Raw genomic sequence first — 12825 nt, 5'->3', positions numbered from 1 at the left:
CCGACGTGAACGCCCGCGCGGGATGGCAGGCTTGGCGCATGCGCCGACCCTTCGCCCTCCTCGCCTCGGCCCTTCTCGTGGGTGCGTTCGCCGTGCCCGCCTCCGCGGCGGACGCGGACGACGGGCCCGCCGGGAGCGACGGCTTCACGATCAAGGACCCGCGCATCACCGAGTCCAGCGGCCTCGCCGCGTCCCGTCTGCACCCCGGCATCTACTGGACCCACAACGACCAGGACACCGGCCCGTACATCTACGCCGTGGACGGCGCCACCGGCGAGACCGTCGCCCGCGTCGCGCTGTCCGGCGTCGGCACGCCCCGCGACGTCGAGGCGATCGCCATCGGCCCCGGCAACAAGATCTTCGTCGGCGACATCGGCGACAACGACGGCGTGACCTGGCCGTACGTGTGGATCTACGAGCTGCCCGAGCCGACGGAGCTGAAGGACCAGACCGTCAAGGCGACGCAGTACGTCGTGAAGTACACGGACGGTTCCCGCGACGCGGAGTCGATGGTGGTCCACCCGAAGACCGGGCGGGTCTACATCATCGACAAGAACGAGGACGGCGGGCACCTGTACGAGGGCCCGGCCAAGCTCTCCCCCTCCGGCACCAACGTCTTCAAGCCCACCGTCCCCGTCGACCTCTGGGCCACGGACGCGGCCTTCTCCCCGGACGGCGAGCAGCTCGCCGTGCGCGGCTACCTCGGGGGCATCTGGTACGACTGGAACGGCGGGAAGATCAAGCGCGGGGAGCGGATCAGCGTGCCCCTGGGCCAGGGCGAGTCCGCCACCTACACCACCGACGGCAAGAAGCTGCTGCTCGGCATGGAGGGCGTCAACAGCCCGGTGAAGGCCCAGGACGTGCCCGGCGGCGGTGGCGACTCGGGCGGCGGATCGGGTTCCGGTTCCCATGCCTCGGGTGCGGACTCCAACGGTCCGGGCGGCAACACGCTCAAGGTGGGGGCGGTCGGGCTGCTCGTCGCGCTGGCCGCGCTGTTGGGGCTACGCCGGATCTTCCGGCGTCGCTGAGCCGTCCCCCGCCGCGGGGGCGTCCGCCGCCCGGCGCGAGGCCACCAGCACCTCCAGCCCGTCGAGGATGCGCTGGAGCCCGAACTCGAAGTGGTCGAAGCCGGTGCCGAAGGCGTCCTCGGAGAGGGACGAGAGCACGGGGTAGCGCCCGCTGCTCATGGCCTTCACCAGCACCGGCTCCTGGGCCGCCCAGAACTCCGCGTCCGTCAGCCCGGACCCGCGCTCGGCCTCCCGCTCGTACACCTGCGTGCGGGCGGCCCCGACGACGTACCCGTCGATCATGACGATCACCGAGACCAGCTCGGGGTCGGTCAGGCCCATCGGCTTGATCCGGGCCAGCACCTTCTCCATGCCGTCCAGGGCGGACGGGCCGAGGACCGGGCGGGACTGGTTGACCTCCAGCAGCCAGGTGTGGCGGCGGTAGAGGGCGAGCGCGGCGTGGCCGAGCGCGTGCAGCGCCGAGCGCCAGCCGCCGTCGCCGAGGTCGGCCGGGTTCTCGGACGGGCGCTGCACGCGGTCCAGCATCAGGTCGAGCAGCTCGCCCTTGCCGGGGACGTAGCGGTACAGGGACATCGTGCCGGTGCCCAGCTCGGTGGCGATCCGGCGCATCGAGACCGCGCCCAGACCGTCCCGGTCCGCGACCTCGACGGCGGCCTCCACGATCCGCTCCAGCGTCAGGCCGGGCCTGGGTCCCCGGCTGGGGCGTCGGCCGGTGTCCCACAACAGTTCGAGGGTGCGGCCGATGTCGCCGCTGCCGCTGGTCTCCGTACCGCTTGCCATGGGGTCAGTTTAAGTCCGCGCCGAAAAACTGAGTACGGCGTACGCGCAATCGGGTACGGTGTACTCAGTTAGGGAACGGAAGGGGGACTGGGACCCATGAGCGAGCGACACGCGGTACGGGCCGAAGGCCTGGAGAAGCGCTACGGCGACAAACGCGCCCTGGACGGCTTCGACCTGACCGTCCGCGAGGGCACGGTGCACGGCCTGCTCGGGCCGAACGGCGCGGGCAAGACCACGGCCGTGCGCATCCTGTCCACGCTGATCGGGCTGGACGGGGGACGGGCCGAGGTGGCGGGCCTCGACCTCGCCCGGCAGGCACGTGAGGTGCGGGCGCGGATCGGCCTCACCGGCCAGTACGCGGCCGTGGACGAGGTGCTCACCGGCCGGCAGAACCTGGAGATGTTCGGGCGCCTGTTCCACCTGGGCGGCAGGCGGGCCCGGGCCCGCGCGGTCGAGCTGCTGGAGCAGTTCGACCTGACCGACGCCGCCGACCGGGGCGTGGGCAAGTACAGCGGCGGCATGCGGCGGCGCCTCGACCTCGCGGCGTCGATGATCCTCGCCCCGTCCGTCCTGTTCCTGGACGAGCCGACGACGGGCCTGGACCCCCGCAGTCGCGGCGAGGTCTGGGAATCGGTCCGCGAGCTGGTGGCGAGCGGCACGACGGTCCTGCTGACCACGCAGTACCTGGAGGAGGCCGACAGGCTCGCCTCCCGCATCACCGTCATCGACCGGGGCCGGGCCATCGCCGACGACACCCCGGACGGGCTGAAGAACCTGGTCGGCGGCGACCGGATCGAGGTCGTGGTCGCCGACCGGGCCGAGATCCCACGGGTGGTGCGGACGGTGGCCCGGGTCTGCAAGGGCGAACCCGAGGTCGAGGAGGTGGCGCTGCGCGTGCACGCCCCGGTCACCGACCGGGTGCCGGCTTTGACCGAGGTGGCGCGCACCCTCCAGGACGAGGGCGTCGCCGTCGAGGACATCGGCCTGCGCAGGCCGAGCCTCGACGACGTGTTCCTGCGCCTGACCGGCCACCGCACCAGCGTGGAGCCCGCGCGGAACGCGGAGAAGGAGAAGAAGGAGAAGAAGGAGAAGGACAAGAAGGAGGCGGTGGCGGCATGAGCGCCCTCGATGTCGACAGCGCGGCCGGTCCGGCGACGGCTCCGCCCGAGCGCGGCCGCCTCTACTGGCTGCTCGCCGACTGCGGCAACATCGTCCGCCGCGGCCTGACCCACTACCAGCGCCAGCCCGTCAACATCGCCTGGCAGCTGGGCTTCCCGATCCTGTCGGTCCTCCTCTACGGCTACGTCTTCGGCAGCGCGATGACGGTGCCCGGCGGCGGGGACTACAAGGACTTCCTGATGCCGGGCATGTTCGTGATGACCATGGCGTTCGGCTTCATCAACACCGCGACGGTCGTCGTCTACGACTCCACGAAGGGCGTCATCGACCGTTTCCGCTCCATGCCGATGGCGTCCTCGGCGGTGGTGGCCGGGCGCGGGGTGACCGATCTGCTGGTGGCCTGCGCGGAGTTGGCCATCATGATGCTGACGGCGATGGCCATGGGCTGGCGCCCGGAGGGCGGCTGGGGTTTCGTGGCGGCCTTCGGGCTGTTGCTGTGGCTGCGCTTCGCGCTGATCTGGATCGGCGTGTGGCTGGGCCTCCTGGTCCCCAACCCGGAGGCGGCGGGCGGCCTGTTCGCGGTGGTCTTCCCGCTGACGATGATCTCCAGCATCTTCGTCGCCCCGCAGCTCATGCCCGACTGGCTGGGCTGGGTGGCCGCGTGGAACCCGATCTCGTCGACGGCGGCCGCCGCTCGCGACCTGTTCGGCACGCCGGTCGGCGGCGGCGACTCGTGGGTGGAACAGCACGCGTTGCTGATGGCGGGCGTGTGGCCGGTGGTGCTGACGGCGATCTTCCTGCCCCTGGCGGTACGGAGGTTCCAGCGGCTGAGCCGGTAGCAGCGGCCAGGGCGTCCGGGCCGGGGGTGGAGAGCGGGGGTGGAGCCGGGGGCGCGGTGCATCTCCACCCCCGGCTCCACCCATGGGTCCAGGTGTCGCGTGCCCGGCCGGAGCAGCCTTGAGGGCATGACAACGACTGAGTGGATCACCGACATCGCCCTCGTTCTGGTCGTCTTCCGCCAGCTGCGGGAAGACCGGCTCGACCGCAGGACGTTCCTGATCCCGCTGGGGATCGTGGCCTTCGTCGCGTACTCCTACCTGGACTCCGTACCGACCGGCGGCAACGACCTCGTACTGATCGCGGCCCTGGCGGGTGCGGGCGCCGTGCTCGGCATCGCGGGCGGCGTCTACACCCGGATCAGGCCCCTCGACGGGCACCTCGTGATCAAGGCGGGCGCCGTGTCGGCGATCCTGTGGGTGCTGGGCATGGGCGCCCGCATGGGCTTCCAGGTCTGGGTCGAGCACGGCGGCGGCGCCGACGACGTCGCCCGGTTCAGCGTCGCCCACCACATCACGAGCGACCAGGCCTGGGTGACGGCGTTCGTGCTGATGGCGGTGACCGAGGTGGTCACGCGGGTGGGCACGATCTACCTGCGCAGCCGCGGCAGCGCCCGGGCCGTGGCCGCCGCCGCTCCCGCCGCTCCCGTCCTCGACCGTACGGCCTGACCGTGCGCTATGTTCTGCCGGTGGCCGCCACCGAGAACCCTCGGCCCCCGGACCCGGGGGCGGACCCGCGTCCGGTCCCCGGTCAGGACCCGCGTGTGCAGTGGGGCCTGAGCCTCGCGGTCGTCGCCGTGGGCGCCCTGACGATCCGGCCCATGGGATTCAGCGGTCAGGGTCTGGCGGTCGCCGCCCTCTTCGTGGTCAACTCCGCGGCACTGCTGGTCAGGGGAGTGCCCGAGAGCCGGGTCCCGCCACGGCTCGCGCTCGCCTGGCTCTCGTCCGGCATCGTCGCGGCGGCCGCCCTGCTCGGCGTCAGCGACAGCGGCACGGGCTACCTGTTCGCCTACTTCATCGCCGGGCACATCGGCTACCGCCTCGAAACCGGCAGGGCGCTCACCCTCGCGGCGACGTGCTCGCTGCTCTGCGCCGGTGTCCTGTACTTCCACCTCGGTCCGGGAGACCCGGCGCTGCCCTGGGTGCTCGGCCTCACCACCGGCGTCCCGGTCGTGGTCGGCATCCTCAACCGCACCCAGCGCCAGGCCGTACGGTCGGCGCTCTCGGCCGCGGAGTCGGCGGAACGCGCCGCCCGCGCGGAGGCGAGGACCGCCGTACTCACCGAGCGCGGCCGGATCGCGCGGGACGTGCACGACGTCCTCGCGCACTCCCTCGCCGGCATCAACATGCAGCTGGAACTGGCCGACGCGCTGCTCGACACGGGAGACCTGGAGAAGGTCAGGGAGGCCAACGGCAAGGCCCACGGCCTGGTCAAGGAGAGCCTGAAGCAGGCGCAGTGGACCGTGCACGCGCTGCGGGAGGACGCGCTGCCGCTGCTGGAGAGCCTCACCGCGATGGTCGAGTCGGCGGGCCACCACGACGCCCTCACCGTCACCGGCACCGTCCGCGAGGTGCCGGCCCGGGTGACCCAGAACCTGCTGAGGATCGCCCAGGAGGCGTTGACCAACGCGGCCCGGCACGCACCCGGCGGAAGGGTCGGGGTGGACCTGACGTTCACCGCGTCGTCGATCACACTGAGGATCCGCAACCGGCCCGCCACCCGTGCGGTGACCCCGGGGACCGGCAGCGGAATGGGGTTGATCGGAATGCGCGAACGCGTCGCCCTGCTGGGCGGGAGCGTCAGCGCGGGGCCGGTCACCGAGGGACCGGACCAGGGCGGCTGGCAGGTGGAGACGGTGATTCCAGGATGAGCGAACAGACCCATGGAACCGCGCGGTTGAAGGTGATCGTCGCCGACGACCAGGCCGCCGTGCGGGAGCCGCTCGCCGCGGTGCTCGGGCTGGCCGAGGACATCGACGTCGTAGCGGCCGCCGCGGACGGCACCGAGGTACTGGCGGCGGTGGCCGCCGGCCCCGTCGACGTGGTGCTGATGGACCTGCGCATGCCCGTACTGGACGGCATCGAGACGACCCGCCGGCTGACCGAGGAGCACCCGGAGGTGGCGGTGGTCGTCCTGACCACCTTCGCCGACGACGAGTCGATCCTGGGCGCGCTCGGCGCGGGCGCCCGCGGCTACCTGACCAAGAACGCGGGACGCCAGGACATCACCCGCGCGATCAGGGCCGCGGGCGCGGGCCAGTCCGTACTCGACGGCGAGGTCCAGGCCCGCCTGCTCGCCACGGCCAGGGCGCAGGCACCCGCCCCCGACCGGGCGGCGGCCCGTCGGCCCCTGCCGGACGACCTCACACCCCGCGAACGCGAGGTCCTCGCCCTCATCGGCCAGGGCCTGTCCAACCGGGGTATCGCGGAGAAACTCTTCATCAGCGAGGCCACGGTCAAGACCCACATCAACAACCTGTTCGCCAAGGCCCACATCCGCGACCGCGCGGACGCGGTCCGCCGCGCCATCGGGGCGGGGCTGGCCTGAGAACAACCGACTTGCCGTTGACGAGGCTCTTGTCGGACCGGTGTGAAAGGCTCCGCCGATGGAATCGTCAAAGGTCATCGAGACACTGTGGGAACGGATCCAGGCCCGTGACTGGGCAGGTGTCGCCGGGCTGATCGCCGAGGATGTCGTTGTCGAGTGGCCGATCAGCCTCGAACGCGTCGTCGGCCGGGAGAACTTCGTCGCGGTGAACCGTGAATACCCGGAGGGCTGGTCGATTCGGGTGCTCAAGGTGGTGGCCGAGGGCGACGAGGTCGTCTCCGAGGTGGAAGTGCCGCACGACACTCTCGGCGTCTTCCGCGCGGCGTCGTTCTGGACCGTCCGCAACGGGCAGGTCGTCCGTGGGACGGAGTACTGGACGAGCCTGGGGGCCGACCCGCGCCCCGAATGGCGGGCCGCACTCGTCGAACCGATGTAGCGCGGCGGACTGCTCGGCGGCCCCCCGCCCAAAGCCCCTTCGCCTGGCGTGCCGGGGAGCAGAGATCCCACGGATGCGCGAAGGGCGCCCGGCGGATGGATCCGCCGGGCGCCCTTCGTCGTTGGACTCGTGGTCGCGGCTACAGCTTCTCGATCACGTAGTCGACGCACTTCGTCAGCGCCTCGACGTCCGCCGGGTCGATCGCCGGGAACATCGCCACGCGCAGCTGGTTGCGGCCGAGCTTGCGGTACGGCTCGGTGTCGACGATGCCGTTGGCGCGCAGCACCTTGGCGACGGCGGCGGCGTCGATGTCGTCGGAGAAGTCGATCGTGCCGATGACCTGCGAGCGCTTGGCCGGGTCCGAGACGAAAGGCGTGGCGTACTTGGACTCGTCGGCCCACGTGTACAGGCGGGACGAGGAGTCCTTGGTGCGGGCCGTGGTGAAGTCCAGGCCGCCCTGGCCGTTCATCCAGTCCAGCTGCTCGCCGAGGAGGAACAGGGTGGCCAGCGCCGGGGTGTTGTACGTCTGGTTCTTGCGGGAGTTGTCGATCGCCGTCGGCAGCGAGAAGAACTCCGGGACGTGGCGGCCGGACGCGTGCACGCGCTCGGCGCGCTCGATCGCGGCCGGGGAGAACACGCCGATCCACAGGCCGCCGTCGGAGGCGAAGGACTTCTGCGGGGCGAAGTAGTAGACGTCGGTCTCCGAGATGTCGACCGGAAGGCCGCCCGCACCCGACGTCGCGTCGACCAGGACGAGGGCGCCCTCGTCGGCACCGGCCACGCGCCTGATGGGCATGGCGACACCGGTGGAGGTCTCGTTGTGCGTGAGGCCGTACACGTCCACGCCGGCCTCGGCGCGCGCCTCGGGGTGCGTGCCCGGGTCGGCGGAGACGACGGTCGGCTCGGCCAGCCAGGGGGCGAGCTTCGCGGCCTTGGCGAACTTGGAGGAGAACTCGCCGAAGCTCAGGTGCTGCGACTTGTTCTCGATCAGGCCGTGGGTCGCGACGTCCCAGAACGCGGTGGAGCCGCCGTTGCCGAGGATCACCTCGTAGCCGTCGGGGAGCCGGAACAGCTCGCGGATGCCCTCGCGGACCTTGCCGACCAGGTTCTTGACGGGCGCCTGGCGGTGGGAGGTGCCGAGCAGGGACGTACCGGTGGCGGCCAGGGCGTCCAGCGCCTCCACCCGCACCTTGGAGGGACCCGCGCCGAAACGACCGTCCGCGGGCTTCATGTCAGCAGGAATCTGGATGTCAGCCACGAGCCGGAGGGTATCGCCTCGGCCAAACCGGACGAAGGCATGTCCGTCCGATGAGACGAGATCTCCGCCGTGCGGACCTGTGCGGAGCTACGAGAGCCCATGCTGGAGGCATGACGGATCTGGAGGCAGCACTGCGCAGGGCCGTCCGCGGCGAGGTCGGGTTCGACACCACGTCCCGGGCGCTGACCACCATGGACGCCTCGAACTACCGGCGGGTCCCGCTCGGTGTCGTGGCCCCGAGGGACGCCGACGACGTGGCGGCCGTGCTGGAGGTGTGCCGGGAGCGCGGCGTGCCGGTCGTGGCGCGGGGCGGCGGCACGTCCATCGCCGGGCAGGCGACCGGTACGGGGGTGGTGCTGGACTTCACGCGGCACATGAACCGGCTGGTCGGGATCGATCCGGAGGCGCGTACGGCCGTCGTCCAGCCGGGGCTGGTCCTGGACCGTCTCCAGGACGCCGCCGCGCCGCACGGGCTGCGTTTCGGCCCCGACCCCTCCACCCACAGCCGCTGCACGCTCGGCGGCATGATCGGCAACAACTCCTGCGGCTCGCACTCGGTGGCCTGGGGCACGACGGCGGACAGCGTGCGCGAGCTGTCGGTGCTCACCGCGCGGGGGCGGCGACTGCGGCTCGGGCGGGAGTGGTCCGGGGCGCCGGCGGGCCTGCGCGAGCTGGTGGACGGCGACCTGGCCCGCCTGCGCACCGGCTTCCCCGACCTCCCGCGCCGCATCTCCGGCTACGCGCTGGACGCCCTGCTCCCGGAGAAGGGAGCGGACGTGGCCCGGTCCTTCTGCGGCTCGGAGGGCACGCTGGGCGTGCTGACGGAAGCCGTCGTCCGGCTGGTCGAGTCGCCCCGCGCGCGTGCGCTCGCGGTGCTGGGCTACGCCGACGAGGCGGGCGCGGCGGAGGCGGCGGCCGGGCTGCTGCCGCTCGGTCCGCTCACGGTGGAGGGCATGGCGGTCGACCTGGTGCCGTCCACGGAGGGGCTGCCGAGGGGCGGGGCCTGGCTCTTCGTGGAGACCGGCGGCGACACGGAGGCGGAGGCACGCGCGCGTGCGGAGGCGGTCGTGCGGGCGGCGGACGTCGTCGACGCGCTGGTGGTGACGGACCCGGCCGGTCAGCGGACGCTGTGGCGGATCCGGGAGGACGCGAGCGGTACGGCGACCAGGATGCCGGACGGCTCGGAGGCGTGGCCCGGGTGGGAGGACTGCGCGGTGCCGCCGGCCCGGCTGGGAGGCTATCTGCGGGACTTCCGGCGCCTGCTCACCGCCCACGAACTGCGCGGCACGCCGTACGGGCACTTCGGCGACGGCTGCATCCACGTACGCATCGACTTCGACCTGCTGTCGGAGGCCGGGGTGGCACGCTTCCGCCGCTTCTCGGAGGAGCTGGCGGACGTGGTCGTGGCGCACGGCGGTTCGCTGTCCGGGGAGCACGGGGACGGGCAGGCGCGGGCGGAGCTGCTGCCGAGGATGTACGGGCCGAAGACGGTGGCGCTCTTCGAGCGGGCCAAGGCGGTGTGGGACCCGGACGACCTCCTCAACCCCGGCATGCTGGTCCGCCCGGCGCCGCTCGACGCCAACCTCCGCTTCTCCGTCCTGCCGCGCGAGCCGGTGGACGTGGAGTTCGGCTACCCGTCCGACGGCGGCGACTTCTCGGCGGCCGTGCGCCGCTGCGTCGGGGTCGCCAAGTGCCGTACGACGTCGGTGTCCGGGGCGGGCGTGATGTGCCCGTCGTTCCGTGCGACGGGGGACGAGGCGCATTCCACGCGGGGGCGGGCCCGGCTGCTGCACGAGATGCTCGCCGGTGAACTGGTCACGGACGGCTGGCGGTCGACGGAGGTCAGGGACGCCCTGGACCTGTGCCTGTCCTGCAAGGGCTGCCGCTCCGACTGCCCGGTCGAGGTCGACATGGCCACGTACAAGGCGGAGTTCCTGCACCACCACTACGCCGGGCGCCGCCGCCCGGCCGCCCACTACGCGATGGGACGGCTGCCGGTGTGGCTGCGCTGGGCGGCCCGGACGCGGACGGCACCGGTCGTCAACGCGCTGGCGTCGGTGCGGCCGTTGGCCGCGGTGGCGAAGCGGCTGGGCGGGATCGCGGGGGAGCGGGAGGTGCCGCGGCTGGCGGGGGAGACGTTCAGCAGGTGGTGGCGGAGGAGGCGCCGGGGGCCGGCCGGTGACGGCGACCTGGTGGTCCTGTGGCCCGACACCTTCACCGAGCACCTCTCGCCCTCCGTCGGCCGGGCGGCCGTACGGGTGCTGGAGGCGGCGGGGCTGCGGGTGGCGCTGCCGCCGACGCTGCGGGGCCGCGGTGTGGTCGGCGACGGTACGTCGAAGTCGCCCCTGGCGCTGCTGACGGCCCGCCGGGGCGGCCGGGTCTGCTGCGGCCTGACGTACGTCTCCACGGGCCAACTCGACCGGGCACGGGCGGTGATGCGCCGCACGCTCGACCTGATGGCCCCGGTGCTGGAGACGTCCGCGCCGGTCGTGGTCCTGGAGCCGAGCTGCGCCGCCGCCCTGCGCACGGACCTGCCGGAGCTGCTGCACGACGACCCGCGCGCGGCCCGGCTGGCCTCGCGCGTCCTGACCTTCGCGGAGGCTCTGGAGCGCCACGCCCCCGACTGGAACCCGCCTGCCGTGAACCTCCCGGCGGTCGGCCAGACCCACTGCCACCAGCACGCGGTCCTGGGCGACGCGGCCGACCGGCGCCTGCGTGCGTCGGCGGGCCTGACCGGTGAGCTGAGCGGCGGCTGCTGCGGCCTCGCGGGCAACTTCGGCTTCGAGGCCGGCCACTACGAGGTGTCGGCCGCGTGCGCCGAGGACCAGCTCCTCCCCGCCGTGCGCGAGGCCCCGGACGGCGCGGTGGTCCTGGCCGACGGTTTCTCGTGCCGGACGCAGCTGGAGCAGCTGGCCGGGGTGCGGGGGCGGCATCTGGCGGAGGTGCTGGCGGAGCGGTTGGAGTGACGGTTTTGCCGGGGTCCGCTACGGCCGGTGGAACCCGACCTCGGGGTGGGAGGACGTGGGGCCGTGGAGGAGGGGCTGGGGGATGCCCCGCAGGTGGAGGTCGAAGAAGGCGCCGACGTAGTCGCGGGTGATGTACCAGCCCCGCTCGCCCGGGAGCGGCACCTCCGGATCGGGCAGCCCCAGCTGCTCCGCCAGCCAGGGAATGTCGGTGAAGGAGAAGTGCCCGGCCCCGGACACGGTCAGCCAACGCTTCCAGCCGTGCAGGCGGTCGTAGGTCTCGGCCCAGTCGCCAGCGGTGTTGCCGGGACCGTGGACGGCCTCGGCTCCGACCATCATGAACGGGCGTCCGCCGATGCGGTGTCCCGCGTCCGGCACGAAGAAGCCCCCGTCCAGGTTGACCCCCGCCCGCACCCGGCGGTCGGCCGCCATCGTGGCCAGGGCGGCCGCGCCGCCGATCGAATGCCCGGCGGCCCCGATACGGCCCGGGTCGATCATGCGCGCCAGTGCCCCCGTACTCCGGCGGTCGGTCAGCTCGTCGATCACGAAGGAGAGGTCCGCGGCCCGGCCCCGCACGACCGTCGCCTCGTCGACGTCGACGCCGACCCGGTCGCAGGCCACGCACGGCGGGACCCGGCCCCCGGGGAACTCCGTCCCGACGGACTCGTAGGCGTGGTCCACGGCGGCGACGACGTATCCGCGGGCGGCCAACTCCACGGCGAGCGCGGTGAGCGTGGTGCGCGGCACGGAGAAGCCGGGGGACAGCAGTACGAGAGGGAAGCGGCCCGGCGCGGGGGGCGCGTCGGCCTGCGCGTGCGTACGCGTCCCCGCGACCGTCGCGGCCGGCACGACCCCGGCCAACCCCTTGAGCTCCAGGAGCCGCTGCGCCTCGCTCCCGGTCATGTACGCCGCCGGGCGTCCGCCGGACGAGCGTGCCGGGTAGGACACGGACACCATCAGCTCCCTGCCCCGCGCCGCCGGCACCCAGGGGTCGCCGCGGTGCCGGTCGACGAGGTGCAGGGTGCGGCGGCCGACGGGGTGGGGGCCGGTGGGCGGGGGCAACTCCAGCGCCGTGGCGGGCGCCGACGCCGCGGGGGCGGCCCCCAGGAGGGGGACGGACACGGCTCCCGCGAGCAGTGCGGTCAGGACGGTTCTGCGTGAGGTGCGTGATCTGCCGGTCATGCGGAGGACGTTAGGCGGCCGGCTGCGCTCAACGCGTCGGAGCAGGGGGGTACTTGGGTGTACGACCGGGGTCTGACGACCGGCGGTGGGATGCCACCGTGGGATCAGTTCAGGCCCCGGAGCCTCCGTCCCCGACTCTCGGCCACCCGCAGTGCGTCCGCAAGGGATTCGGCGAGCCGCTCGGCGAGGTAGCGGAGCTCGCCGTGCGGGGTGCGGGGGAGGAGATCGTGCGCGTGGGCGAGCAGTTCCGCTCCCATGCCGAGCTGGGTGGACTCGGTGGTGTCGGCCAGCCGTGAGACGGGGCCGCCGTTGTCGTCGGTGATCAGGTAGCAGGGCTTGCCCTCGGGACCGGACCAGGGGAGGAGCCGAGGCTCGCGCGGCTCCGTCATACCGCCACCTCCGGTGCGAACCGCGCCCCCACGAGGAGGTACGGGCGGACGGCCACGGTCTCGGTGCCGTCGAGGGGGGTGGGCAAGCCGTAAGGGCTGCGGTGGGAAGGGAGGGGGAGCGAGCGGGTGACGGCCGGATGGGGCGGTGCGTGGTGCGCGGGCGGTCGTGGTCGGTTGCGGCAGTGGGTGCCTCGGCGGTTGAGCAGCAGGCTCACCCACGTGACGAGGCGGCCGATAGGCTCGGTCATGTCATCAGCTCCTTTGGGTTTGGCTGGTGGCCACGCCC

13 protein-coding genes are annotated in these 12825 nt (G+C 72.9%); 8 read left to right on the top strand and 5 right to left on the bottom strand.

Annotated elements, in window-relative coordinates; genetic code table 11:
* The first annotated feature begins 38 nt into the window (after positions 1-38).
* On the top strand, positions 39-1028 hold the full coding sequence (locus Sru02f_RS35900; RefSeq protein WP_167469790.1) for a WD40 repeat domain-containing protein: 990 nt from the start codon (positions 39-41) through the stop codon (positions 1026-1028).
* Here the strand turns inward: Sru02f_RS35900 and Sru02f_RS35895 are convergent.
* Complete coding sequence (locus tag Sru02f_RS35895; protein WP_109035375.1) at positions 1002-1808, bottom strand: TetR/AcrR family transcriptional regulator; 807 nt, start codon at positions 1806-1808, stop codon at positions 1002-1004. The two genes, Sru02f_RS35900 and Sru02f_RS35895, sit on opposite strands and share 27 nt — an antisense overlap.
* A gap of 96 nt (positions 1809-1904) precedes the next feature.
* On the opposite strand from Sru02f_RS35895, the gene Sru02f_RS35890 reads away from it, so the two are divergent.
* From Sru02f_RS35890 to Sru02f_RS35865, 6 genes are all read left to right on the top strand, one after another.
* Positions 1905-2927 carry an ATP-binding cassette domain-containing protein gene (locus tag Sru02f_RS35890; RefSeq protein WP_109035378.1) on the top strand — a complete coding sequence of 341 codons (1023 nt, stop codon included), beginning with the start codon at positions 1905-1907 and terminating at the stop codon, positions 2925-2927.
* A complete protein-coding gene (locus tag Sru02f_RS35885) occupies positions 2924-3766 on the top strand; it encodes an ABC transporter permease (protein WP_109035380.1) in 843 nt (280 codons plus the stop codon). The genes Sru02f_RS35890 and Sru02f_RS35885 overlap by 4 nt, the downstream gene beginning before the upstream one ends.
* 126 nt (positions 3767-3892) lie before the next feature.
* On the top strand, positions 3893-4432 hold the full coding sequence (locus Sru02f_RS35880; protein WP_109035382.1) for a hypothetical protein: 540 nt from the start codon (positions 3893-3895) through the stop codon (positions 4430-4432).
* 2 nt (positions 4433-4434) lie between these two features.
* On the top strand, positions 4435-5634 hold the full coding sequence (locus Sru02f_RS35875) for a sensor histidine kinase (protein ID WP_109035384.1): 1200 nt from the start codon (positions 4435-4437) through the stop codon (positions 5632-5634).
* Positions 5631-6311, top strand: coding sequence for a response regulator transcription factor (locus Sru02f_RS35870; protein ID WP_109035386.1), 681 nt, complete (start codon positions 5631-5633; stop codon positions 6309-6311). The genes Sru02f_RS35875 and Sru02f_RS35870 overlap by 4 nt, the downstream gene beginning before the upstream one ends.
* A gap of 58 nt (positions 6312-6369) precedes the next feature.
* On the top strand, positions 6370-6747 hold the full coding sequence (locus tag Sru02f_RS35865; RefSeq protein ID WP_109035388.1) for a nuclear transport factor 2 family protein: 378 nt from the start codon (positions 6370-6372) through the stop codon (positions 6745-6747).
* 139 nt (positions 6748-6886) lie between these two features.
* On the opposite strand, the gene serC is transcribed toward Sru02f_RS35865, so the two are convergent.
* Positions 6887-8005, bottom strand: a complete 1119-nt coding sequence (gene serC, locus Sru02f_RS35860) for a phosphoserine transaminase (protein WP_109035390.1) — start codon at positions 8003-8005, stop codon at positions 6887-6889.
* 110 nt (positions 8006-8115) lie between these two features.
* On the opposite strand from serC, the gene Sru02f_RS35855 reads away from it, so the two are divergent.
* A complete protein-coding gene (locus Sru02f_RS35855) occupies positions 8116-10971 on the top strand; it encodes an FAD-binding and (Fe-S)-binding domain-containing protein (protein WP_109035392.1) in 2856 nt (951 codons plus the stop codon).
* 18 nt (positions 10972-10989) lie between these two features.
* Here Sru02f_RS35855 and Sru02f_RS35850 read toward each other — a convergent pair whose 3' ends face one another.
* From Sru02f_RS35850 to Sru02f_RS35840, 3 genes are all read right to left on the bottom strand, one after another.
* Positions 10990-12150, bottom strand: a complete 1161-nt coding sequence (locus Sru02f_RS35850) for an alpha/beta hydrolase family protein (RefSeq protein WP_109035394.1) — start codon at positions 12148-12150, stop codon at positions 10990-10992.
* A gap of 104 nt (positions 12151-12254) precedes the next feature.
* Entirely contained in the window at positions 12255-12539 is a 285-nt protein-coding gene (locus tag Sru02f_RS35845) for a hypothetical protein (RefSeq protein WP_109035396.1), read from the bottom strand.
* Entirely contained in the window at positions 12536-12787 is a 252-nt protein-coding gene (locus Sru02f_RS35840; RefSeq protein WP_109035398.1) for a hypothetical protein, read from the bottom strand. The genes Sru02f_RS35845 and Sru02f_RS35840 overlap by 4 nt, the downstream gene beginning before the upstream one ends.
* Between the last annotated feature and the right edge of the window lie 38 nt (positions 12788-12825).

It is taken from the genome of Streptomyces rubrogriseus, assembly GCF_027947575.1.
Lineage (GTDB): Bacteria > Actinomycetota > Actinomycetes > Streptomycetales > Streptomycetaceae > Streptomyces > Streptomyces rubrogriseus.
The sequence above is the reverse complement of the archived record's forward strand: the minus strand, read 5'-3'. Positions and strand labels throughout refer to the sequence as shown.